The sequence below is a fragment of the Brevibacterium sp. p3-SID960 genome (assembly GCF_025144725.1).
Taxonomy (GTDB): domain Bacteria; phylum Actinomycetota; class Actinomycetes; order Actinomycetales; family Brevibacteriaceae; genus Brevibacterium.
In genome coordinates this window covers 58,202-81,330 of the sequence record NZ_JALXKS010000006.1, presented here as the reverse complement: position 1 = coordinate 81,330, position 23,129 = coordinate 58,202, and the positions used below count along the sequence as shown (strand labels likewise).

Annotated in this window: 19 protein-coding genes; 15 read left to right on the top strand and 4 right to left on the bottom strand. The window is 67.4% G+C overall.

The window, feature by feature from the left end:
• The first annotated feature begins 5 nt into the window (after positions 1-5).
• The 7 genes from M3B11_RS03340 (at position 6) to M3B11_RS03310 (ending at position 6,660) form a co-directional block, all read left to right on the top strand.
• Positions 6-1,196 carry an FAD-dependent oxidoreductase gene (locus tag M3B11_RS03340; protein ID WP_259875364.1) on the top strand — a complete coding sequence of 397 codons (1,191 nt, stop codon included), beginning with the start codon at positions 6-8 and terminating at the stop codon, positions 1,194-1,196.
• Positions 1,197-1,289: 93 nt separating this feature from the next.
• Complete coding sequence (locus M3B11_RS03335; RefSeq protein WP_259875363.1) at positions 1,290-2,138, top strand: ABC transporter permease; 849 nt, start codon at positions 1,290-1,292, stop codon at positions 2,136-2,138.
• A complete protein-coding gene (locus tag M3B11_RS03330) occupies positions 2,122-2,901 on the top strand; it encodes an ABC transporter ATP-binding protein (RefSeq protein WP_259875362.1) in 780 nt (259 codons plus the stop codon). Before M3B11_RS03335 ends, M3B11_RS03330 begins: the two co-directional genes overlap by 17 nt.
• Positions 2,902-2,963: 62 nt before the next feature.
• Entirely contained in the window at positions 2,964-3,971 is a 1,008-nt protein-coding gene (locus tag M3B11_RS03325; protein WP_396121522.1) for a glycosyltransferase family 2 protein, read from the top strand.
• Complete coding sequence (locus M3B11_RS03320; protein WP_259875360.1) at positions 3,968-4,801, top strand: hypothetical protein; 834 nt, start codon at positions 3,968-3,970, stop codon at positions 4,799-4,801. The genes M3B11_RS03325 and M3B11_RS03320 overlap by 4 nt, the downstream gene beginning before the upstream one ends.
• A gap of 22 nt (positions 4,802-4,823) precedes the next feature.
• Positions 4,824-5,291, top strand: a complete 468-nt coding sequence (locus M3B11_RS03315) for a DUF3151 domain-containing protein (RefSeq protein ID WP_102162120.1) — start codon at positions 4,824-4,826, stop codon at positions 5,289-5,291.
• Positions 5,292-5,373: 82 nt separating this feature from the next.
• Positions 5,374-6,660, top strand: coding sequence for an adenylosuccinate synthase (locus M3B11_RS03310; RefSeq protein WP_259875359.1), 1,287 nt, complete (start codon positions 5,374-5,376; stop codon positions 6,658-6,660).
• Here M3B11_RS03310 and M3B11_RS03305 read toward each other — a convergent pair whose 3' ends face one another.
• Positions 6,661-7,857, bottom strand: a complete 1,197-nt coding sequence (locus M3B11_RS03305; RefSeq protein WP_259875358.1) for a cobalamin-independent methionine synthase II family protein — start codon at positions 7,855-7,857, stop codon at positions 6,661-6,663.
• Positions 7,858-8,137: 280 nt separating this feature from the next.
• Here M3B11_RS03305 and M3B11_RS03300 point away from each other — a divergent pair, with 280 nt between their 5' ends.
• From M3B11_RS03300 to M3B11_RS03290, 3 genes are all read left to right on the top strand, one after another.
• Complete coding sequence (locus M3B11_RS03300; protein WP_259875357.1) at positions 8,138-9,139, top strand: ABC transporter substrate-binding protein; 1,002 nt, start codon at positions 8,138-8,140, stop codon at positions 9,137-9,139.
• Positions 9,140-9,259: 120 nt separating this feature from the next.
• Complete coding sequence (locus tag M3B11_RS03295) at positions 9,260-10,213, top strand: ABC transporter permease (protein WP_259875356.1); 954 nt, start codon at positions 9,260-9,262, stop codon at positions 10,211-10,213.
• A gap of 2 nt (positions 10,214-10,215) precedes the next feature.
• Positions 10,216-11,007: an ABC transporter ATP-binding protein gene (locus M3B11_RS03290; protein WP_102162115.1), complete on the top strand. Its 792-nt coding sequence runs from the start codon at positions 10,216-10,218 to the stop codon at positions 11,005-11,007.
• Between the two features lies 1 nt (position 11,008).
• On the opposite strand, the gene M3B11_RS03285 is transcribed toward M3B11_RS03290, so the two are convergent.
• Entirely contained in the window at positions 11,009-11,434 is a 426-nt protein-coding gene (locus tag M3B11_RS03285; RefSeq protein WP_259875377.1) for a pyrimidine dimer DNA glycosylase/endonuclease V, read from the bottom strand.
• The gene (locus tag M3B11_RS03280; RefSeq protein ID WP_259875355.1) at positions 11,434-13,620 is read right to left on the bottom strand and encodes an MMPL family transporter; all 2,187 of its coding nucleotides are present in this window, start codon (positions 13,618-13,620) and stop codon (positions 11,434-11,436) included. The genes M3B11_RS03285 and M3B11_RS03280 overlap by 1 nt, the downstream gene beginning before the upstream one ends.
• A gap of 232 nt (positions 13,621-13,852) precedes the next feature.
• Here M3B11_RS03280 and M3B11_RS03275 point away from each other — a divergent pair, with 232 nt between their 5' ends.
• The 4 genes from M3B11_RS03275 to M3B11_RS03260 all read left to right on the top strand — a co-directional run bounded on the left by M3B11_RS03275 (position 13,853) and on the right by M3B11_RS03260 (position 18,965).
• Positions 13,853-14,536, top strand: coding sequence for a hypothetical protein (locus M3B11_RS03275; protein WP_259875354.1), 684 nt, complete (start codon positions 13,853-13,855; stop codon positions 14,534-14,536).
• A 44-nt stretch (positions 14,537-14,580) separates the two neighbouring features.
• Positions 14,581-14,934, top strand: a complete 354-nt coding sequence (locus M3B11_RS03270) for a hypothetical protein (RefSeq protein ID WP_259875353.1) — start codon at positions 14,581-14,583, stop codon at positions 14,932-14,934.
• Positions 14,931-17,066, top strand: a complete 2,136-nt coding sequence (locus M3B11_RS03265; RefSeq protein ID WP_259875352.1) for a S9 family peptidase — start codon at positions 14,931-14,933, stop codon at positions 17,064-17,066. Before M3B11_RS03270 ends, M3B11_RS03265 begins: the two co-directional genes overlap by 4 nt.
• An 84-nt stretch (positions 17,067-17,150) precedes the next feature.
• Positions 17,151-18,965 (top strand): BCCT family transporter, encoded by a 1,815-nt coding sequence (locus M3B11_RS03260; protein ID WP_259875351.1) that lies wholly within the window; start codon positions 17,151-17,153, stop codon positions 18,963-18,965.
• A 333-nt stretch (positions 18,966-19,298) separates the two neighbouring features.
• Here the strand turns inward: M3B11_RS03260 and purL are convergent, their stop codons facing one another.
• Positions 19,299-21,602, bottom strand: coding sequence for a phosphoribosylformylglycinamidine synthase subunit PurL (gene purL, locus M3B11_RS03255; protein ID WP_259875350.1), 2,304 nt, complete (start codon positions 21,600-21,602; stop codon positions 19,299-19,301).
• Between the two features lie 291 nt (positions 21,603-21,893).
• Here purL and M3B11_RS03250 point away from each other — a divergent pair, with 291 nt between their 5' ends.
• The gene (locus tag M3B11_RS03250) at positions 21,894-23,108 is read left to right on the top strand and encodes a Fic family protein (protein WP_259875349.1); all 1,215 of its coding nucleotides are present in this window, start codon (positions 21,894-21,896) and stop codon (positions 23,106-23,108) included.
• Positions 23,109-23,129: the final 21 nt, after the last annotated feature.

The following is a 23,129-nucleotide window of genomic DNA, read 5'->3' as shown; positions in this document are numbered from 1 at the left end:
GCCCTATGGACACCATCGCCATCATCGGCGCCGGCCTCGCCGGCACCGAATGCACCCGCAGCTACCGGGACTCCGGCGGCACCGCCGACCTCATCCTCATCGACCCGCGGCCCGAGCGCTGCGAACTGCCGCCGCTGTCGAAGACCCTCTTCGCCCGCGAGCTCAGCCACACCCCGCTGCCCACCCCCGAAGCCACCCTCATGAGCACTGGTGCGACGCACATCGCGCCCGGGCACATCACCCTCGCCGGCGGCAGCGAGCAGCAGCACCGCCGGATCGACGCCAGCCGCATCGTCATCGCCACCGGCCTGCGCGCACGCCGGCCCCAGACCCCACTGCCCGGCGGACCCGTCCACACCATCCGCACCGCCGCCGACGCCGCAGCGATCCGGCGAGCAGCCAAGACGAACACCGACATCGGCATCCTCGGCTCCGGCTACCTCGCCCTCGAAGCCGCCCGCAGCGCCGCCGACGCCGGACACCAGGTCACCGTCTACCTGCGCGGGGACCAGCCGCTGGCCGCAGCCCACCATCCGGCGATCAGCCGAGCGCTCATGGACCGCCACGCCGCCGCCGGCGTGCGGTTCGTCCTCGATGCCGACCCGAGCGACTACGCCGCCCACGCACTGTGGATCGCCGCCATCGGCGCCGCCCCCGTGCTGCCCGAGCTGCCCGCCGACTGGGACCGCGACGGCGCCGGCCGGCTCCGCGTCGACGCCGGCCTGCACGTGTGCGCCGGCGGCACCACCGTCCCGAACGTCTGGGCGATCGGTGATCTTGCCCACCCCGCCACCGGTCCGATGGCAGCCTGGGGTGCCCAGGAATCCGAAGCCGCAGCCGCCTCCCAAGGCGCATGGCTCGGCGCGCAGCTCGCCACCGCAGAAACCGCAGCAGAAACCGCCTGGATCGATGTGCCGTGGCACTGGAGCTTTCAGGGCCCTGAACGGGTCTTCACCGCCGGCCGCGTCACCGGCACCGACACCCCGATCGTCAGCGGAGACGAGCAGTCCGGGCGCTTCCAGGTGCTGCACTTCATCGACGGGGTGCTGTGCGGGGCCGAAACACTCAATCAGCCGCCAGCCCACAACGCGGCCCGGAAGATTCTGGCCCTGCCGCCCGCCAGCCGGCCCACGACCTCGGACGCGGCCGGCGGAGTCCTTGATCTGCGCGCCTGGGTGCGCCGACTGCGCAGCTAGTCGCCTGCCCTCGTACACTGCTATGAGCGGGGCTGATTACAATGTGTCTGTTCCGCACTGATCCTGTAACCGACGAAGGGCGTTCTGCGCACCATGAGCATGCCTGAGATGGCGGCGAAGTACTCACTCGACAGAGTTGGTGCCCGCCCGCCGCTGACCCACTACCTGAAAGAGGTGTGGCGGCGGCGCGACTTCATCTTCAGCCTCGCGAAGTTCCGCATCCAAAGCGAGAACGAGCGCAACCGCCTGGGAATGCTGTGGGTGCTGCTGCGGCCGATCTTCTCCGCGCTCATCTACGGCCTCGTCTTCGGCCTCGTGCTCGGGTCCATGCGGCCAGAGGGATTCGTCCCCTACCTCATCATCGGCGTCTTCCTGCTGGAGTTCTTCAACTCTTCGATGAACGGCGGCGCCAAGTCGATCATCTCCAACTCAGCTCTCGTGCAGTCCCTGCCGTTCCCGCGCCTCGTCCTGCCGGTCTCGACCGTGCTGCAGAACCTGCTCAACTTCGTGCCGACCCTGGCACTCATGATCATCCTGACAATGCTGTGGGGTGCCAGGCCGGAGTTCAGCTGGTTCCTGCTCATCCCCCTCGTGCTCATCTTCTGGGTCTTCAACCAGGGCGTGGCCCTCATCTTCGCCCGCCTGACCGTCCACCTGCGCGACCTCAGCCAGCTCGTGCCCTACATCTCCCGCATGATCTTCTACACCTCCGGTGTCTTCTTCGACCCGGCGACGGTCCTCGACAACTACCCGACTGCCGCTGCGGTCTATGACTGGCATCCGCTCTACGAGGTGCTCGCCATCGCCCGCGGCATCCTGCTGCCGGAGTACGAGATCCCCGTCGACTTCTGGTGGAAGCACGCCATCTGGGCCGTTGTCGTTCTGTGCATCGGCATCGTCTTCTTCTGGAAAGCTGAGGAGCGATATGGCCGAGACGATTGAGCACCGCGCCTCCGACGGCAGCCGCCCCGAGGACGGCCAGCCCGTCGTCATCGTCGACGACCTCTACGTCGACTTCAAGACCCTGGCCACCGGCAAGCGCCTGACCCCCGGCGCAGCCAAGGGCCTGCTGCAGCGCGGCCGTGAGCTGCGCACCGTCCACGCCCTCAAGGGCGTATCCTTCACCGCCTACGCCAACGAGTCGATCGGCATCATCGGCACCAACGGTTCGGGCAAGTCGACGCTCATGCGCACCATCACCGGACTCACCCCGCCCACCAAGGGAGCCGTCTACGCGAAGTCACGGCCGAACCTCCTCGGCGTCGGTGCCGCACTCATGAGCGACCTGTCCGGTTCGCGCAACATCATCCTCGGCGGGCTCGCGATGGGCATGACACGTGCAGAGATCGAGTCGAAGTACGACGAGATCGTCGAATTCACCGGTCTCGGCGACTTCATCGACATGCCGATGCGCACCTACTCCTCCGGTATGTCCGCGCGCCTGAAGTTCGGCATCGCCACCGCCAAAGAGCATGAGATCCTCATCGTCGACGAAGCCCTGTCCGTCGGCGACCGCGACTTCCAGAAGCGCTCCGAGGCCCGGATCCGCGGGATCCGCGAAAAGGCCGGCACGGTCTTCCTCGTGTCCCACTCGATGCGCTCGATCCGCGACACCTGCAACCGCACCATCTGGATCGAGAAGGGCGAGCTGCTCGCCGACGGGGACACCGACGCCGTCGTGAAGGAGTACGAGCAGCACAAGTGAGAGCAGACCTCGCCCCCGCGACACTGCCAGCCCTGCCGGCCGAGCCGGGCGTGTCCTTCATCATGCCGGTGCTCAACGAAGCCGAGCACCTGGCCGCAGCCGTCGACACGATCCTCGCCCAGGACTACCCCGGCCCCAAGGAGGTCGTGCTCGCCCTCGGCCCCTCAGCCGATGACACGACGGTCATCGCCGAACGCCTCGCCGCCGCCGACCAGCGGATCCGCCTCGTGCACAACCTCGCCGGCGACACCCCGACGGGCCTCAACCTCGCCGTCGCCGCCACCCGCCACCCGGTCATCATCCGCGTCGACGCCCACTCCGAGCTCACCGCCGACTACACCGCCACCGGCATCGCCGCGCTGCGCGAAACCGGCGCCGCCAACTGCGGCGGGCTCATGGTCGCCCGCGGCCGCACCGCCCTGCAGAAGGCCGTCGCCCGCGCCTACATGTCGCGCATCGGCCTCGGCGGGCCGGCCTACCACGCCGGCGACGAGGCCCAGGACGCCGAATCCGCCTACCTCGGCATCTACCGCCGTGAAGTCTTCGACCGCCTCGGCGGCTTCGACACCACCCTGCGCCGCGGCCAGGACTGGGAGCTCAACCTGCGCATCCGCGAAGCCGGCGGCCGGGTCCGCTTCGACCCGCGCCTGCAGGTGACCTACTGGCCGCGCGCCGAATACCGCAAAGTCGTTCAGCAGTTCTACGCCACCGGCACGTGGCGCGCCGAGATCGTCCGCCGCCACGGCGCGAAGAACTCCCCGCGCTACTTCGCGCCCCCGCTGCTCGTCCTCGGCACCGCAGCCGCCGCCGCCAGCGCCGTCGCCGAGGCGTCGGGCGCCCTGCGACAGGCTCCCGCACCTGTCCGCGTGCTCGGGCGGGCGAGCTTCGCACCCGTGGCGGCCTATGCGGCAGGGATCCTCGCGGTGGCCGCCGCTGCCCGGGACTGCGCGCCCGGTGAGCGGGCATGGTTCGCCGCGATCGTGCCGACCATGCACTTGAGCTGGGGCGCCGGATTCCTGCGCGGCACCATCACCGGAGCCAAGCAGACCGTCGATCGGAGTCGCGCATGACGAAGACCCCCGAAGGATGGACACCGGTCCCCGAACCGCCTGAGCGCAAGAACTCGCCGATGGTGTTCATCGCCCTCGGCATCGCCGCCATCGCCGTGCTCGGCCTCGTGACCTTCAACATGCTCAGCCCTGCAAAGTCTCTGACCGTCGCAAGCCTCAACAGCCCCGTCGTCGCCGCGCTCCAGGGCGGTTCGGCGCTCTACCCGGCCAACTCGAAGGAGGCGCTGGCCGAGGACGTGAAGTTCGGCTACCTGCCGGCCGTCGACCTCGCCCGCACCGCCGACGGCACCCTCGTGCTCGCCGACCCCGACGCTGAGCCCCAGGCCCTCGGACTCGACAGGCCGGTCGAGCAGACCGACGACGCGACGTTCGCCGAGGCGGCGATCGCCCCCGCACCGGACTCCGAGCGCACCGGCACGACGCTGACGTGGGCGAAGGCGCTGGAGGATTTCGGCAGCGCGACCGTCCTCATGCCCGCCGTCGACGCCGACACCATCAGCGACGTCATCGCCACCGCCGAGGAGACCGGCCGCACCGACGGGATCATCGTCCGCAGCGACGACCCTGCTGTTCTCAAGCAGGCCGGTGATGCCGGGCTGACCGCGCTGTTCGACGGTGAGGCTCCGGGCCCGGACGCCGTCGACGCGCCGATGGCCGCCGTTCCGGCTGATGCCGAGAACCTCGACGAGTGGTTCAGCAGCGACGTGAAGACGTGGGTGACCGGTGTCGCCACTGAGAAGCAGCTCGGCGAACTCGCCTCTGCCGGAGCCTACGGCGCGCTTGCCGACAACCCATTCACCATCCAGCCCTCAGCCGTCAAGACCGACTGAAGCGACCACACCAGGAGACGTGATGAACCAGCCGCTCGGAAACCCCTCGCACATCGGCAATCTGTCCGCTGACCAGATCGGCCCGCAGCCGACCTTCCTGCCCGCCGACCACCCCGACGCCGAGGCGCGGGAGCGGATGAGAGCCGGTGAGGAGGCCGCCGACGTCGTCAGCGACCTGCCCGCCAGCTGCCTCGCCTGGGCGGTCCTCGCCGATGAGGCCTACGACGAGGGCCGCACCGTCGACTCCTACGCCTACGCCCGCGTCGGCTACCACCGCGGCCTCGACGCCCTGCGCCAGGCCGGCTGGCGAGGCGCCGGGCCGATCCCGTACTCCCACGAGATGAACCGCGGCTTCCTCCGCGCCCTCTACGCACTCGGCCGGGCAGCAGCGACCATCGGCGAAGGTGAGGAAGCACAGCGCATCGAGCGCTTCCTGCGCGAATCCGACCCCGCAGCAGCCGACCTCATCGCCTCCTCCGACAGCCTGTGACGTCGGGTCCTGCCCACCCGGTGTGAGAAGGGGCTCGCGTAGACTGGCTGAGTAACGGCAGTCAAGCAAGGAGAACTCCTCGATGCCAGCACTCGTTGTCGTCGGCGCCCAGTGGGGCGACGAAGGTAAAGGCAAGACCACCGACATCCTCGGCACCCGCGTCGACTATGTCGTCAAGCCCAACGGCGGCAACAACGCCGGCCACACCGTCGTCGTCGGCGGGGAGAAGTACGAACTCAAGCTGCTGCCGGCCGGCATCCTCTCACCCAACGTCACCCCGGTGATCGGCAACGGCGTCGTCGTCAACCTCGAAGCCCTCTTCGAGGAGATCGAGATGCTCGAATCCCGCGGAGCCGGCACCTCGGCGCTGCGGATCTCCGCCAACGCCCACGTCGTCGCCCCCTACCACCAGACGATAGACAAGGTCACCGAGCGGTTCCTCGGCAAGCGCGCGATCGGCACCACCGGCCGCGGCATCGGCCCGGCCTATGCCGACAAGGTCTCGCGCATCGGCATCCGCATCCAGGACCTGTTCGACGAATCGATCCTCCGGCAGAAGGTCGAGGGCGCGCTGCGGCAGAAGAACGAACTGCTGCTCAAGGTCTACAACCGCCGTGCCGTCGAGGTCGAGGAGACCGTCGAGTACTTCCTGCAGTACGCCGAACGGTTGCGGCCGATGGTGTGCGACACCTCGCTGCTGCTCAACGAGGCGCTAGACGCCGGCGAGGTCGTCGTGATGGAGGGCGGCCAGGCGACGATGCTCGACGTCGACCACGGCACCTATCCGTTCGTCACCTCATCGAACCCGAGCGCCGGCGGCGCGGTCATCGGTGCGGGCATCGGCCCGACCCGCATCACCCGCGTCATCGGCATCGTCAAGGCCTACACCACCCGTGTGGGAGCCGGGCCGTTCCCGACCGAGCTGTTCGACGAGATGGGCGTGCGCCTGCAGAAGACCGGCGGAGAATACGGCGTCAACACCGGCCGGCCGCGCCGCTGCGGCTGGTACGACGCGGTCATCGCCCGCTACGCTGCCCGCGTCAACGGCTTCACCGACTACGTGCTCACCAAACTCGACGTGCTCACCGGCATCGAGGAGATCCCGGTGTGCGTGGCCTACGAGATCGACGGGGTGCGCCACGACGAGATGCCGGCAAGCCAGTCCGACTTCCACCACGCCACGCCGATCTTCGAGACCTTCCCCGGCTGGGACGAGGACATCTCGGTGGCCCGCAGCTTCGAAGAGCTGCCCGAGAACGCGCAGAACTACGTGCTCGCCCTCGAGCGGCTCTCCGGCTGCCGGATCTCCGTCATCGGCGTCGGACCCGACCGTGAGCAGTCGATCGTCCGCCACGAACTGCTCGACTGATCACAGGCGGGAGCCGGCGATCTCGGCTCCCCGCGCCAGTGCCTCGAGCTTGGCGACTGCGATCTCCGGGTGCACCCGGCCGCCGAGCCCGCAGTCCGTTGAGGCGACGACGTTCTCCGGGCCGACGAGCCGGGCGAAGCGCTCGATCCGGTCGGCGACCAGCTCGGGGTGCTCGACGACGTTCGTGGCATGGGAGACGATGCCGGGAATGATGTACTTGCCGTCCGGCAGCTTCGTGTCCTCCCAGATCCGCCACTCATGCTCATGGCGGACATTGGCGGCTTCGAAGGTGATCCCAGCAGCATCGATCGAAAGCACCAGGTCGACGATCTCAGCGAACGGCAGATCGGTGACATGCGGACCATGCCATGAACCCCAACATGTGTGGAAGCGGACCTGCTGCGGGTCGATGCCGCGCAGCGCATAGTTGAGCGCCTCGACGCGGATCTGCGTGAATGCCCGATAGTCCTCATAGCTGGGCTCCGGGTTGATCTGGTCGAAGTTCTCCGCGATCGACGGGTCATCGATCTGCACGATGAGGCCGGCCTCGGTGATCGCGAGGTACTCCTCGCGCAGCACATCGGCGAACGCCCAGATGAGCTCCTCCTCCGTCTCATAGTGCTCATTGGCGATCCGGGAGGCCGAACCGGGAGAGATCGAGTTGAGGAACCCGCGCGAGACCTCGTAGCCGGCCTGTTCGAGGCCGGCGGTGACATTGCGGATATCGCGGGCGACCTGCTCGTGGCCGGTGTAGCTGATCGGGCCGGTGACCTTCGGGAAGTCGGGCTGTTCACCGGTATCGGCGCCACCGGCGGGATCCGAGTAGACACCGGGGAACAGCTGCCGGTCACGCCGGTCCCCGAAGCTCGTCAGCCGCACCTGACCCGGCTCGGAGCGCACCGCTGGCTGCTCCCACAGCCCGTGCTCGGACAGTGACAGGCCCCCGGTGCGGGCGAACGAATAATGCCACCACGCCCCGTAGTCGAAGTCGGCGGCCATCGCATGACCGTACTCGCCGTCGTTGGGTTCGGTGATGCCCAGGTCGCGCTGCCGGGCCACGATGTCGACGACACTCTCCGTCAGCAGCTCGTCGAACGCCTCGGCGTTGGTGTTCTCAGCGCGGCGGGCTCGATTGGCGGCGATGAGCGCCTCGGTGCGGGGCAGAGAGCCGGCGTGGCTCGTGCGGATGGTAGTCATTGAAGCTCCTTTCAGACAGTGTGGTCTCTCAGAGTCGAACACACGCGCAGCGTGTCGTATGCGCCGAACGTCATATGGCGACGCATGTGCCGCGCTGTCCGGCCCGAACGGGCGTTCTGAGTCAAATGTCCGTAACGAATCAGCCTTCAAGGCCGTCTGTCTGCAAAGGCGTCAGGCCTCTGTGAGATAGTTAACAGGTCATGCTCAGCTTGGGATAGGTTGAGCTCGTTGAGCGGCCGCGCACAGAGGGGTGTGCGGCCCTCTCGCAGAGGAGGAGAACATGCGGATGACGCGCATGGCCGTGGGCTTCACGGCAGCATCGGCGGCACTGGCACTGGCAGCCTGCGGAGGCGGCAACAGCGGCGGCGAAGGAGGAGAGGGCGGTGACGGCGGCGGTCAGGAGTCCTACTCAGTCGGCATCACCCAGATCGTCCAGCATCCAGCGCTTGACGCCGCGGCAGAGGGCTTCAAGAAGGGCATGGAGGATGCCGGCGTCGACGTCGAGTACGACGAGCAGAACGCCCAGGGCGACCAGTCCAACGCGACCTCGATCGCCCAGAACTTCGCCTCCCAGGACCTCGACCTCGTGCTGGCGATCGCAACCCCGACCGCGCAGGCCGCGGCCCAGGCGATCTCGGATAAGCCCATCGTCTTCACCGCGGTCACCGACCCAGTCGAGGCGCAGCTCGTCGACAGCCTGGAGAAGCCCGGCGGCAACGTCACCGGCACCACCGACCTCAACCCGGTCGCCGAACAGCTCGAGCTGGTCAAGAAGATCAACCCTGACGCTGAGTCCGTCGGCGTCGTCTACAGCTCCGGCGAGGTCAACTCCGAGGTCCAGGTCCAGATGGCCAAGGAAGCCGCCGAGGAGCAGGGCATCGAGATCAAGGAAGCCACCGTCTCGAACTCCGGTGAGGTTGCGCAGGCCGCCGACTCGCTCGGCGACGTCGACGCCTACTACGTCCCGACCGACAACACCGTCGTCTCAGCGATCTCGACGATGGTCCAGGCCGCAGAGAAGAACGAAGCACTGCTCATCGGCTCCGAGGCCGGCCAGGTCGAAGAGGGCGCGGCAGCGACCTACGGCATCGACTACGAGGCCCTCGGCAAGCAGACCGCTGACATGGCGCTCAAGATCCTCAAGGACGGCGAGGATCCGGCGGAGATGGCTGTCGAGCAGCAGTCGGAATACCAGCTGGTCATCAACCCCGAAGCCGCCAAGCGGATGGGCGTTGAGATGGACCAGGAATTCATCGACTCGGCTGACACCGTCGTCGAATGACCGTGCCCATGCGCTGACAGGCGCGTAGGCTGACAGTGCGGGCTGCGGCGAACGGTGCTTCCCCTTCGGACACTCCCGTTCGCTGCAGTCCGCCTCACGACTCGGAGAATCTCAACACATATGATCGGCGCACTCGAACTCGGCATCATCTACGGCGTCATGGCGCTCGGGGTGTACCTGACGTTCAAAGTCCTCAACTTCCCTGACCTCACCGTCGACGGCAGCTTCACCACCGGGGCGGCCACCGCAGCGGCCCTCATCATCGCCGGGGTCAACCCGATCGTCGCCACCGCCGCCGCCGGCGGGGCCGGCGTGCTCGCCGGCATCATCACCGGGCTGCTGCACACCAAGGGCGGAATCGACGGGCTGCTCGCCGGCATCCTCACGATGATCGCCCTGTGGTCGGCCAACCTCAGGATCATGGGCAAGGCGAACCTGCCGCTGCTGAGAGAGACGACGATCATGACGCCGCTCAAAGAGGAGCGGATCATGGGCACCTGGTTGTCGGTGGCGGCCTTCCTGCTCGCCGTGCTGGTGCTCAAATTCGTCGTCGACTGGTTCCTCACCACGAACCTCGGCCTGGCGATCCAGGCGACCGGCAACAACAAGGAGATGATCCGCTCCCTCGGCGTCAACACCGACAACACGACGATCCTCACCCTTGCCCTGTCCAACGGGCTCGTCGCCGCCTGCGGTGCGATCATCGCCCAGTACCAGGGCTTCGCCGACATCGCGATGGGTGTGGGCCTCATCCTCGTCGGACTCGCCTCGGTCATCGTCGGCCAGGCGCTGCTGGGCTCACGCACGATCGTCATCGCCAGCTTCGCGGCGATCCTCGGCTCGGTCATCTACCGGCTCATCATCTTCTACGCGATGCGCTACGGCCTCAACCCCAACGACATGAAGGCCGTCACCGCGATCCTCGTCGTCGCAGCCCTGCTGCTGCCGCGCTGGGGGCTGCTCAAGAAGATCCCCTCCCTGCGCGGGCGCGGCAACCGCGCACCCGGCCAACTGGCGCCCGAGACACAGCCGGCGCCGGTCAAGACACCCGTCACCGCAGCAGAGCGGAGCTGAGCATGCTGAGCATCGAGAACATCTCCAAGACCTTCTTCCCCGGCACGGTCAACGAGCGCCGGGCCCTGCAGGGCCTGTCCCTGCACTTGGACGAAGGTGACTTCGTCACCGTCATCGGCTCCAACGGGGCAGGCAAGTCGACGCTGCTCAACACGATCTCCGGGCGGCTGCCGGTCGATGCCGGGACCATCACCATCGACAACGTCAAGGTCAACCGGATGAAGGAGTACTCCCGCGCCCGCTATGTCGGGCGGGTGTTCCAGGATCCGATGGCCGGCACCGCACCCGACCTCACCATCGAGCAGAACCTTTCACTGGCCCTCAACCGGGGACGCCGCCGGGGGCTGGGGCGGGGTCTGACGAAAGCCCGCCGGGAGGCCTTCGCCGAAGAGCTCACCAGTCTCGACCTCGGGCTCGAGAAGCGGCTGAAGGCGAAAGTCGGGCTGCTCTCAGGCGGCCAGCGGCAGGCGCTGTCGCTGCTCATGGCCGGCTTCACCGAACCGCGCATCCTGCTGCTCGATGAGCACACCGCCGCTCTCGACCCCTCGCGGGCGGAGCTGGTGACGAAGCTGACCGAGCGGATCGTCGCCCAGGGCAACCTCACCACCCTCATGGTCACCCACAACATGGAGCAGGCGCTCGCCCTGGGCAACCGGATCATCATGATGCACGAAGGCGACATCATCTACGAAGCCGACGCCGCCACCAAGGAGAAGCTGACGGTCAAGGACCTGCTCGGCGAATTCGCCAAGGTCAAGGGCGCCCAGCTCGACGACCGCGCGCTGCTGACCTGAGTCAGGGTCGTTCCCAGTCTTCGATCGGGCCGGGCCCGAGGCGGAACAGCGGATGGGTGCGCGGGCGCGCGTCGGCAAGCCGGTCGGCGTCGGCAGGCGACCGGAGCGCGAGTTTGGCAGCGAGATGCTGCGCCTCGAAGTCGAGCTGTCCGGTCGTGACCGGCAGCTGGGCGTGGCCGGAGGTGTCGTGGATCTTCGTGCGGTCGAACCGGTAGCCGCGGGCATCGGCTTCCTCGGCTAAGCCGGACAGGTACGCGCCGATCGCAGCCAGCGGGCCGTCGGCTGCGCGGAAGCGGATCAGCTGCGGGTGGCTGCGGTAGCCCGTGGTGAGGCCTGCGAGCACCTTCTGGGCCAACAGCGCCTCACGCCAGCAGGCGATCAGGCCCTGCCGGTCGAGGTGCGCCGGATGCAGCGACCACAGCCGCATCAGGACCGCCGGGTGAACGTGCGCATCCACGGCCACCACGTCGCCCGGCCCAGATCGTAGAACAGGCCGGGGACGAGCAGTGAGCGCACGACGATCGCATCGAGCAGCACACCGAAGGCGACGATGAACGCCAGCTGGACAAGGAACATGATCGGCAGCACCGCAAGGGCTGCGAACGTCGCCGCGAGCACGATGCCCGCTGAGGTGATGACCCCGCCGGTGGTGACGAGTCCGCGCACCACCCCGGTGCGCGTGTCACGGGCAGCCATCGACTCCTCACGGACCCGCGACATGAGGAAGATGTTGTAGTCGATGCCAAGGGCGACGAGGAACACGAACGCGAACAGCGGCACCGTCGGATCCGCGCCCGGGAAGTCGAGGACATGGTTGAACACGAGCGCGGAGACGCCCATCGCGGTGCCGAAACTCAGCACCGTGGTGAACATCAGCAGCAGCGGGGCCAGCAGTGAGCGCAGCAGCAGCACGAGCACGATCGTGACGACGATGAGGATGAGCGGCATCGCCAGCGCCCGGTCGTGCTTGGCCGCCTCATTCGAGTCGAGGGCGACCGCCGGCTCACCGCCGACAGCCGTGAGCAGACGGGCATCGGCCAGCGCCTGGCGCATCGCGACGACGGTGTCCTCAGCCTGCTGGGAGTCCGGCGGATCGGCCAGCGTCGCGTTGATGAGCACATCGCCATCGGAGACGATCGGCTCACCGGGCGGACCGCCCTGCGGGCCGGCGTCGCCAGCGGCGTCGCTGAGTGGAATGAGCCCGGTGGGCGAGTCAGCGGACAGGTCGAGGGCGTCGATCCCGGAGATCGGGTCGAGGGCGTCGACGGCATCATCGACATCGTCTTCGTCCAGCAGCACATAGGCGGGGCTGCCGGAACCGGACGGGAAGTGCTGACCGAGGGCATCCTGGCCGTCGCGGGCCTCCGAGGCGCCGAGCACGAACTCGCTCTGCGGCACGCCATCGGCCTTGAGCTGGGTGATGCCCAGCAGCGGCACAGCCAGCAGCAGGGTGACGGTGACCCACGTGATGCGCGGGCGTGCGGTGACCACGGCGGCGATGCGCGACCACAGGCCGTGGTTCTCCTTGGTGCGGCGGCGCTTCCCGCGGCCGGGGATGAACGGCCAGAACACCACCGGACCGACGGCGAACAGCAGCGCCGGCAGGAACGTCAGCGCAGCAGCCAGGCCCATCGCGATGCCGATCGCCGCGACCGGGCCGAGCGCCTGCGTGGAGGCGAGGTCGGAGACGAGCAGGCACAGCAGGCCGGCGATGACCGTTCCGCCGGATGCGAGGATCGGCTCGACCGTGCCCTTCCACGCACGCCACACGGTGCGCCTGCGCTCCGCGCCCGGCGCCTCGGCGGCGGCCGTGAGCTCATCGCGGAAGCGGGCGACGAAGAGCAGACAGTAGTCCGTTGTCGCACCGACGACGAGGATGAAGAGGATGCCCTGCACCTGCCCGTTGACGGTGATGACCCCGGCGTCGGCGAGCAGGTAGACGACGACGATCGACGAAGCCAGCGCCGCCATCGCCGTCAGCAGCACGAAGACGGGGATGATGGGGGAGCGGTAGACGATGATGAGGATGACGAACACCGCAGCGAAGGTGACGATGAGCAGCATCCCGTCGATGCCGGAGAACGCCTCGGACAGATCCGCAGAGAACCCGGCCGGGCCGGTGACGAAGACCTCGAGGCCATCGGGGGCGGTGGCGGAGGCGAGCTGACGCAGCTCCTCGACTCCCGCCTCGGTGTCGTCCTCGGAGACCGGGACGATGAGCTGGAGGGCTTCGCCGTCATCGGAGGGAATCGGCGGGGAGATGTCATCGACGGCAGCCGATTCGGCATCGGCGGCGAAGTCCTCAGCCCAGGACTGGTCATCGGCTTCGAGCCCGCCGTCGCGGGTGGCGATGATGATCGCCGGAGCGCCCTCCCCGGTCCGGAACTCGCCGAGCCGGTCGGTCACCTGAGTCGACTCCGCCGAGGCGGGCAGGAACGTCGACTGGTCGTTGGTGGCGACATCGGAGATCTTGCCGAAGAACGGCCCGCCGAGACCTGAGAGCGCCAGCCAGCCGCCGATGAGGGCGAGCACGAGCAGCCATACCCAGCTGCGGCCGCGCGTCTTCTGCTCCTGGGGGCGGGAGGCCGTCAGCAGGCGCGGCTGGCTATTCATGTGTTCAGAGTAGCAGTGGGGCACAGCGAGACCGGGTGCACGGCGATAACGGCACCTGTGATTCCTGGGCGGTCTCAGCCGGTGTTGAATGAGGCGCCGCCGGTGAGGTGGTCAGCGGCTATCACGAACGCGGTACTGCTGGGAGACCGGTACAACGAAAGGGCAGTAGACGGCCTCAGAGCGGCCTCACTAGCGTGAGGGGCACATTTCGATAACGGAAAGGATGATTGTCGTGATGAAGCCGCTCCAGATTGTTCCGGGAATTGTCGCAGCCGGCTCACTCATCGTCGGAATGGGAGTTCCGGCCGCCGCCCAGACCCACCCAGCAGGACAGACCCGCCCAGCAGGACAGCAGCAGAGCTCTGCGGAGGCCGAACCAGCCGCAGACTTCGCCAGCATCGAGGACTTCGACGCGCTCGCCGAGCTCAGCGCCGCAGACGAACAGGCGCTCATCGACGCTCTGGAGTCTGCGCCGGATGAGGTGGTGCAGTCCGCTGATCCCGAGGACCTGCACCGGTATCTGACGGAGCGTGTGAGTCCCCGCGCTGGCAGCGACGATGCGTCGACCCAGGCGGTTCCCCTCGTCATCCTCGCCGCCCGCGCCGTTGCCTGTCTGGCACCTGCGTACACCTCGCTGCGGGCGATCTCGACCGACTCCTCACCCGATGTCGTCGCTGCCGGCATCGCCAGCGCGGTGGCGGGCTGTGTGTCCGGCGGAGGCGCGAGCGTCATCAAGAATGCCATCCTGAAGAACAAGGCAGTCATCGCCAAAGGGCTCAGGGCCATCGGTTTGGGCGGTCTGGCGGCAGCGCTGACCGGGGACACGGCGCAGACCGCTGCGGCAGGAGCACGGCAGCATGATGGCGCCTCGGTCGAGAGCGCACTGCGCGACGTTCGCATCACGGCCGCCGCCTGAGAGAGCGCACATCCCGCAGCGACGGGAGACAGGGGGAATGTAACGTGAGGTCGAGGATCCGCTGGTGGGCGCTCATCGGTGTCATCAGCCCAGCGCTCATCGTAGTGCCGCCCAGCTTCGGCTCACAGCTGTGGTTCGTCGCAGCCGGGCTGGCGCTGCTGCCGCTCATCGTGTTCGCCGCAACGTTCGCAGAACGCGCGGCATGGGACGACGGCAGCGCAGGTGCTCCGTCGACGGTGTCGATCATCGTGAGCATCGGCCTGGCTGCCGCGACGGCTGTGGCCGCCTTCCTGCGATGGGATCTGGCGGTCGTGCTGGCCGGGGTCGGCCTCTGGAGTGTCTCGATGCTCCAGGTGAGGACGCTGATTGCGCGGCAGGCCGTAGGCTTGAGGGTATGACGACTGCACCACGTGACGCACAGGCGCCGATCGCCCAGCGCATCCCCACCGAACGCACCCACCACGGCCATACCTTCACCGACGACTACGAATGGATGCGGGACAAGGACTCCCCGCAGGTGACCGCCCACCTGGAGGCCGAGAACGCCTACACCGCCGCACGCACAGCACACCTGGAGGGTTTGCGCGAGACGATCTTCACCGAGATCCGCACGCGGACGAAGGAAACCGATATGTCCGTGCCGGTCCGGCGCGGCAGCTGGTGGTACTTCACCCGCACCGAGGAGGGCAAGGACTACGGCATCTCCTGCCGCGCCCCGATCAGCGGCCCGGATGACTGGACCCCGCCCGAGGTGGCCGGCGGCCAGCAGCTGGCAGGAGAGGAGGTCATCTTCGACTCCAACGCTGAGGCTGCCGGCAGTGAGTTCTTCTCCCTCGGTTCCTTCAGCATCTCCCCTGACGGCACGAAGCTCGCGTGGGCGGCCGACCTGACCGGCGATGAGCGCTATACGCTGCGCATCCGCGACCTGGCCACGGGCCAGGATCTGCCCGAGCCCATCGAGAACACCTTCGCCGGGGCGACCTTCGACGGCACCGGCGAATACGTCTTCTACACCACCTGCGACGACGCCTGGCGACCCGACACGGTGTGGCGGCACCGCCTCGGGACCGGGGCAGAGGCCGACGCACAGGTGTTCCACGAACCCGACGAGCGGTTCTTCGTGGGTGTCGGGCTCACCCGTTCGCAGAAGTACGTGTGCATCGTCACCGGGTCGAAGACGACCGAGGGCTGGTGGGTGCTGCCAGCCGATGAGCCGACCGCTGAACCGGCGGCGGTGTGGGAGCGTCAGCAGGGCGTCGAGTACAGCGTCGAGCACGCGATCGTCGCCGGTGAGGACCGGTTCATCATCACCCACAATCGCGACCGCGCCGACTTCGACATCGTCGACGTGCCCGCCGCAGACCCGGCAGGTGCCGGCCGGCCGGTGCTCGACGGTGACATGACCGGCTGTCGGATCGAAGACGTCGACGCGTTCGCAGGCCACCTCGTCATCTCCTACCGGCGCGGCGGATTCGCCCGTGTGGGCACCGTGGCGATCACCGCCTCGGAAGCGGAGCCCTACGGGCCGCTTGCGGAGATCGCCGTCGACGAACCCGTCGGCACACTCGGTACCGGCGCGAACCCGGAGTTCGAGCAGCCGCGGCTGCGGCTGACCTACACGTCGATGGTGACGCCGGGGACCGTGTTCGCCTACGACATGGACACCGGGCAGCGGACCGTGCTCAAACGCCAGCCGGTGCTCGGCGGCGTCGACCTGGACGCCTACGAGCAGGAGCTCATGTGGGCGCGTGCCGCCGACGGGACCGAGGTGCCGGTCTCGCTCGTGTGGAAGACCGGCGCCCGCGATGCCGGCCCGGCCCCGATGGTGCTCTACGGCTACGGATCCTATGAGCTGAGCATGGACCCCGGTTTCAGCGTCAAACGGCTCTCGCTGCTCGACCGCGGCGTCGTCTTCGCGATCGCGCATGTACGCGGCGGCGGAGAGATGGGCCGGCACTGGTACGACGAGGGCAAGACGACCGCCAAGCGCAACACCTTCACCGACTTCATCGCCGCAGCCGACCACCTCATCGGCATTGGGGTGACGAGCCCGGAGAGGCTGGTGGCCACCGGCGGGTCGGCCGGTGGGCTGCTCATGGGCGCGGTGGCGAACATGGCCCCGGACCGGTTCGCCGGGATCAGTGCGCACGTGCCGTTCGTCGACGCGCTCACCTCGATCCTCATGCCCGAGCTGCCGCTGACCGTCATCGAATGGGAGGAATGGGGCGATCCGCTGCACGACCAGCAGGTGTATGAGTACATGCGCTCCTACACCCCGTACGAGAACGTCACCGAACAGGACTACCCGAAGATCCTCGCGATCACCTCGCTCAACGACACCCGGGTGCTCTACGTCGAACCGGCCAAATGGGTTGCCCGGCTGCGTGAGGTCGGTGCGGATGCGCTGCTGAAGACGGAGATGTCGGCCGGTCACGGCGGGGCGTCCGGGCGCTACGACGCGTGGAAGGAAGACGCATTCGACTACGCATGGATGCTCGATGTGCTGGGCAGCGGCGATGTGAGCCGCTAGAGTCGAAGAAACTGATCCCGCTGCGGATCGCGTGGAACCAGAAGTCATCGCTGCGTGGTTCGTGCCGAAAGGAGACTGCGAACGATGCTGCGAAAACTCCACGACATGCTGCACCTGCGCACTTCGCCGGTGATCTTCTTCGCCTCGGCCGGCGTCATCCTGCTGTTCGTGCTCGGCACCATCGTCTTCACCGAGCAGCTCGATGCCGCGGTGTCCGCAGCCTCGACGTGGCTGCTCGACACGCTCGGCTGGTTCTACATCCTCGGCGTGACGCTGTTCCTCATCTTCCTCATCTACATCGCCTTCTCCCGTTATGGGCGGGTCAAGCTCGGCCGCGACGATGAAGAGCCCGAGCATTCGGGCCGGGCATGGTTCGCAATGCTGTTCGCCGCCGGCATCGGCACGATTCTCATGTTCTGGGGTGTCGCCGAGCCGATCAGCCACCTCGGCAGCCCGCCGCGCGCCGGCCTCGGCATCGAGGCCGGAACTGCGGAGGCGGCCCGGGATGCGATGAACTTCACGCTGTATCACTTCACGTTCCACACGTGGACGATCTTCGCGCTGCCGAGCCTGTGCTTCGCCTACTTCATCCACAAGCGCAACCTGCCCGCTCGGGTGTCCTCGATCTTCCAGCCGATGCTCGGCGAGAAGATCCACGGCCCGATCGGCAAGACCATCGACATCGTCGCGATCGTCGGCACCGTCTTCGGTGTGGCCGTCTCGATCGGTCTGGGCACCCTGCAGATCAACGGCGGACTCTCCCAGCTCTTCGGAGTGCCGGAGAACGCCGGCTGGCAGCTCATCATCATCGGCGTCGTCACCCTCATCGCCCTGACCTCGGTGTCGCTGGGACTGGAGAAGGGCATCAAGGTGCTGTCGAACGCCAACATCGTCATCGCCGTAGGCCTGCTGCTCTTCGTCCTCGTCACCGGCCCGACGCTGTATATGATCAAGGGCACCATCGAGTCCTTCGGCTCCTACATCGTCACCCTGCCCGAACTCGCCTTCTGGAACGACACCATTGCCGAATCCGGCTGGCAGTCGACGTGGACGGTGTTCTACTGGGCCTGGACGATCACCTGGTCGCCGTTCGTCGGCATCTTCATCGCCCGCATCTCCCGCGGCCGCACCATCCGACAGTTCGTCACCGGCGTGCTCGCGGTGCCGGCGACCTTCTCGGTCATCTGGTTCGGGATCTTCGGCTGGGGCTCGTTTGCCATCGAGGGCATCGGCCAGCAGTCCGGTGACGGCGGACTCGTCAAACGGGTCGTCGACGACGGCGACATCCCAGGTGCGCTGTTCGCCTTCCTCGAGCACTACCCGCTGGCCTTCGCCGTCTCCGTCGTCGCGATCCTCGTGGTCGTCGTCTTCTTCGTCACCTCGATGGACTCCGCCGCACTCGTGACCGACACGATGACGAACGGACATGAGGACTACAACCCGCTCGGCCAGCGGATCTTCTGGGCGCTGGCGATCGGGCTGGTGACCGCGACCCTCCTCGTGTTCTCCGGTTCCGGGGGGCTCGAGGCGCTGCAGTCGACGATCATCCTGGTCGGTCTGCCGTTCTTCATCTTCGGCTACTTCGAGATGTACCTGCTGCTGCGGGCCCTGCGCGAAGACGCCGGTGTGCTGCCGCCGATGCGCACGAAGCAGTGGAAGAAGGTCCTACCGCCGGAGGAGTACGTCCGTCGGCTGCGCGATGATGAGTACGACTCGAAAGACGCTGTCGTGCTGCCCGAGGCGGAGGGCGACGCCCCCGACGTCATCGACCCGTACGAACCGCAGCGCCGGTGGTTCCGCCGCTCCGATGGCACCCTGTCCTCGCGGACGGGGTCGAAGCGCCTGCCGCCGCGCGAGAGCGGACGGTATTCCGACAGGTCCGGCTCCCGCCAGGGGTGACGGCCGGTCCGGGATGCTTCACGGTTCCCGCACAGCAGATATGCGTACGGACACGGACTCTGGGGCTTTCCGTCGAGTGTCACCGCGGCGTTCATTGCGGAATCGGGTGGGCAGCCGCTGCCAGAAGGGTGGCTGAGTCCCGTGGCGACGCGAGCTGTTCCTCAACAGGTCCTCAGCGTCCAGACCCTAGACCCGGCAGGTCGGCAATGACGTCTCCGGTGGCGCTGTCGGTGACGACTGCTGTGAATCCGTCGGCGCCTGCTGAGAGATCCCAGTCGACGGCGAGTCCGATCTCCTCTGCCAGCGGCGCATGATCCTAGTCTGGCGTCACGCTCACCCGAAGTGCTTCGGCAGAGTCGCCTCGTGGGTCATGCGCAGCTCGGTCACGGGGATCGTGAAGTGGTCGACGAGTTCGAGGGCGGCGTTGCCGTCCTCACCGGTGTCGGTCACGCCGATGCGGGCGAACGGGAACTTCCGGGCGGTGCACATATCGGTGAACCGCACCTCTTCGGACCGCGGCACCGCGACGATCGCCCGCGCTGTCGACTCGGAGAACAGAGCCGTGAACAGGTCGATGCCGTCGCGGTCGCACACCTCATCAAGCCACACCCGCGCGCCGGTGCCGAACCGCAGCACCGCCTCGGCCAGCGCCTGAGCCAGCCCCCCTTCGGACAGGTCGTGGGCGGCGTCGATCATGCCGTCGCGGGAGGCGTTGATGAGGATGTCGGCCAGTTCGCGCTCGGCTTCCGGCCGGTACTTCGGCGGCACACCGCCGAGGTGGTGGTGGACGACGTCGGCCCACGCGGAGCCGTCGAGCTCAGCTGCGGTCTCACCGAGCAGGTAGATCGTCTGGCCGGCATCCCGCCAGCCGGCGGGGCTGCGGCGGTCGACATCGTCGAAGACGCCGAGCACACCGACGACCGGGGTCGGGTAGATCGCGGTCTGTCCGGTCTGGTTGTACAGAGAGACGTTGCCGCCGGTGACCGGCACAGCGAGGTCCTCGCAGGCGTGGGCGAGGCCGTCGATGGCCTCGGCGAACTGCCACATGATCTCCGGGTCCTCCGGCGAGCCGAAGTTAAGGCAGTCGCTGACCGCCATCGGCCGGGCGCCGGAGGCGGCGACGTTGCGGTACGCCTCGGCCAGGGCGAGCTTCGCGCCCTCGGACGGCTCAAGGTAGCAGTAGCGGCCGTTGGCGTCGGTGGCGATCGCCACACCCAGGCCGGATTCCTCGTCGATGCGGATGACACCGGCGTCATCAGGGTAGGCAAGCGCCGTGTTGCCCTGCACGTAGCGGTCGAACTGGCCGGTGATCCAGTCCTTCGAACACAGGTTCGGCGAGCCGAGCAGCTCAAGCAGCGTCGAGCGCAGCTCCTCATCGGACTGCGGCTTCGCCAGGCCGGCGGCCTCGACGGTGTTGGCGCGGGTCTCGGCCTGCCAGGACGGTTCGGTGTAGGGGCGGTCATAGACCGGCCCGTCGTGGGCGACCGAGCGCGGGGGCACATCGACGATGACATCGCCGTGCCATTCGATGACGAGCCGGCCGGTGTCGGTGACCTCACCGAGCACAGACGACTCGACCTCCCACTTGCCGGTGATCGCGAGGAACTCCTCGAGCTTCTCCGGGGTCACCACAGCCATCATCCGCTCCTGCGACTCCGACATGAGGATCTCCTCCGGTGTCAGCGACGGATCCCGCAGCAGCACATCGTCGAGCTTGACGTGCATGCCGCCCTCACCGTTGGAGGCCAGCTCAGAGGTTGCACATGAGATGCCGGCGGCACCCAGGTCCTGGATGCCCTCGACCACACCGGCGGCGAACAGCTCGAGGCAGCATTCGATGAGGACCTTCTCGGCGAACGGGTCGCCGACCTGCACGGCCGGGCGCTTCGAGGGCTTGGTGTCGTCGAACGACTCCGAGGCGAGGATCGAGGCACCTCCGATGCCGTCGCCTCCGGTGCGGGCGCCGAAGAGCACGACCTTGTTGCCCACGCCCGAGGCGTTGGCCAGGCGGATGTCCTCATGCTTCATGACGCCCACAGCCAGGGCGTTGACGAGCGGGTTGCCCTGATAGGAGGGGTCGAACCAGGTCTCACCACCGATGTTGGGCAGGCCGAGGCAGTTGCCGTAGCCGCCGATGCCGGCGACGACGCCGTGGACGACGCGGGCGGTATCGGGGTGGGAGATCTCACCGAAGCGCAGCTGGTCGAGCACGGCGACTGGGCGGGCGCCCATCGAGATGATGTCGCGCACGATGCCGCCGACTCCGGTGGCCGCGCCCTGGTAGGGCTCGACATAGGAGGGCGAGTTGTGGGACTCAACCTTGAAGGTCACCGCCCAGCCCTCGCCGATATCGACGACGCCGGCGTTCTCACCCATGCCGACGAGCAGATGCTCACGCATCTCATCGGTGACGTGCTCGCCGAACTTGCGCAGGTGGACCTTCGAGGACTTGTACGAGCAGTGCTCGGACCACATCACCGAGTACATCGCCAGCTCCGCGGAGGTCGGCCGGCGCCCGAGGATCTCGCGGATGTCCGCGTACTCATTCGCCTTGAGCCCCAGCTCGGCAAAGGGCTGCTCGACGTCGGGGTTCGCAGCTGCGAATTCGACGGTCTCCTTGACGTGCTTGTCCGACATACGCCTCGTGTGGTCCTTTCGTGAAATCCCACTCGACATCCTATCTTCAAACCGTGCCCGAGGCAGTGGCCAGGCTGGCATGAGAGGGGCTGGTGGGTGGGTGAAAGGATAGGTAGAAAGCTTTCAATAGACCTATGGTGAGTGAAAGGATGGAGTCTAAGGTTTCTATCCGAGGGCGAGGAATGAAAGGCTGACGCGATGATGCGCTGGGACGCAGACACATGGACCCCGTCGGCAGCGGCGCGGTCTCGTCGCGAGAGATGGGCGGGCAGCTACTGGACCTTCGTGCCGATGTCCCTGACATCCGGTGCAGACTGGCGGATCGACGCGGAACTCGCAGTCCAGGCAGCGCACGTCGAACGACGGATTCGTGCCATCGGCGACTCGGAGGCAGCCGGGGCGTTCGAGGGAATCGCCCGCTTCCTCATCCGCAGCGAAGCCGTCGCCAGCTCACGCATCGAGGGAGTCAGGCCCTCGGTGAAGAACGTGGTGCTCGCCGAACTCAGCTCGCAGGACGCTCTAAGCGGCTTCGGTCGTCAGGCGGCCGAAGTGGCAGGCAATGTCGCTGCAGTCGTGGCGGCTGTCGACACTCTCGGCAGTGCTGAAGCAGTGACGTGGAGCGATCTCGAAGAGCTGCAGCGACAGCTGCTGCCCGGCTTCAGTCAGCTGGGACTGCGTCAGCGCCAGAACTGGCTGGGCGGATCAGCCATTCACCCGGGTGAGGCCGAATTCATTCCGCCGAGGCCGGAAGTCCTGCCACAAGCGCTTGAGGATCTGATGGCGTTCATCAACGGGGCAGCCACGGGCGGTCTCATCCAGGCGGGACTGGCTCACGCACAGTTCGAAACGCTGCACCCCTTCGCAGACGGCAATGGACGGATCGGACGCGCCCTCATCCACACGGTGCTCACGCGGCGGGGACTGACCTCTGGAGCTGTGCTGCCCATCAGCCAGGTGCTCATGACATGGCAGCAGCGATATATCGATGGTCTGACGGCTTACCGGGCGACTCCGCCGGGTGCTTCGATGACCGGCGCCGAGCCTCCCGCCGAGCTCGACATCAGCGCAGGAGTGAACACGTGGCTGGACTTCTTCATCACCGCAGCAGATGCAGCCGTCAGCCAAGCGGAGCGGTTCATGCAGGAGGTGCAGAGTGTGCTCGACGACTACCATGAGGCGCTCGATTCACAGCTGGACCGGCGCCCACGCAGCGATGCTGTCGTGTGGAAGCTCCTCGAGCTGCTGCCCCGCACTCCGATTCTCACCCAGCGCATCGCCGAGCAGCTGACGGGTGCCTCGGTGCCATCGGTGCGCAGAGCCCTGCAGCAGCTCAGCGAGGCTGGGATCACTGACAGTCTGGCTGTCGGCAGAGGCATCCGTGGGCATATCGCCCGGGACCTGCTTGACATCGTCGCGCACGCTGAGCGCAGAATGGCGAGCACGCGCTTCGATACGCAGGTCTCCGTGCCGGCCCGCCCGGCTCCGGCCTCGCCGCCGCCGTACTGAGCTGCGAATTAGAATGTGGCT

What these genes read in the sequence shown, in the direction of transcription:
- M3B11_RS03340 (WP_259875364.1), top strand. Translation starts at nt 6, where the DNA reads ATGGACACCATCGCCATCATCGGCGCCGGCCTCGCCGGCACCGAATGC.
- M3B11_RS03285 (WP_259875377.1), bottom strand. Translation starts at nt 11,434, where the DNA reads ATGCGGCTGTGGTCGCTGCATCCGGCGCACCTCGACCGGCAGGGCCTG.
- M3B11_RS03320 (WP_259875360.1), top strand. Translation starts at nt 3,968, where the DNA reads ATGACGAAGACCCCCGAAGGATGGACACCGGTCCCCGAACCGCCTGAG.
- M3B11_RS03290 (WP_102162115.1), top strand. Translation starts at nt 10,216, where the DNA reads ATGCTGAGCATCGAGAACATCTCCAAGACCTTCTTCCCCGGCACGGTC.
- M3B11_RS03300 (WP_259875357.1), top strand. Translation starts at nt 8,138, where the DNA reads ATGCGGATGACGCGCATGGCCGTGGGCTTCACGGCAGCATCGGCGGCA.
- M3B11_RS03280 (WP_259875355.1), bottom strand. Translation starts at nt 13,620, where the DNA reads ATGAATAGCCAGCCGCGCCTGCTGACGGCCTCCCGCCCCCAGGAGCAG.
- M3B11_RS03265 (WP_259875352.1), top strand. Translation starts at nt 14,931, where the DNA reads ATGACGACTGCACCACGTGACGCACAGGCGCCGATCGCCCAGCGCATC.
- M3B11_RS03295 (WP_259875356.1), top strand. Translation starts at nt 9,260, where the DNA reads ATGATCGGCGCACTCGAACTCGGCATCATCTACGGCGTCATGGCGCTC.
- M3B11_RS03330 (WP_259875362.1), top strand. Translation starts at nt 2,122, where the DNA reads ATGGCCGAGACGATTGAGCACCGCGCCTCCGACGGCAGCCGCCCCGAG.
- M3B11_RS03315 (WP_102162120.1), top strand. Translation starts at nt 4,824, where the DNA reads ATGAACCAGCCGCTCGGAAACCCCTCGCACATCGGCAATCTGTCCGCT.
- M3B11_RS03250 (WP_259875349.1), top strand. Translation starts at nt 21,894, where the DNA reads ATGTCCCTGACATCCGGTGCAGACTGGCGGATCGACGCGGAACTCGCA.
- purL (WP_259875350.1), bottom strand. Translation starts at nt 21,602, where the DNA reads ATGTCGGACAAGCACGTCAAGGAGACCGTCGAATTCGCAGCTGCGAAC.
- M3B11_RS03305 (WP_259875358.1), bottom strand. Translation starts at nt 7,857, where the DNA reads ATGACTACCATCCGCACGAGCCACGCCGGCTCTCTGCCCCGCACCGAG.
- M3B11_RS03260 (WP_259875351.1), top strand. Translation starts at nt 17,151, where the DNA reads ATGCTGCGAAAACTCCACGACATGCTGCACCTGCGCACTTCGCCGGTG.
- M3B11_RS03310 (WP_259875359.1), top strand. Translation starts at nt 5,374, where the DNA reads ATGCCAGCACTCGTTGTCGTCGGCGCCCAGTGGGGCGACGAAGGTAAA.
- M3B11_RS03325 (WP_396121522.1), top strand. Translation starts at nt 2,964, where the DNA reads ATGCCGGTGCTCAACGAAGCCGAGCACCTGGCCGCAGCCGTCGACACG.
- M3B11_RS03335 (WP_259875363.1), top strand. Translation starts at nt 1,290, where the DNA reads ATGAGCATGCCTGAGATGGCGGCGAAGTACTCACTCGACAGAGTTGGT.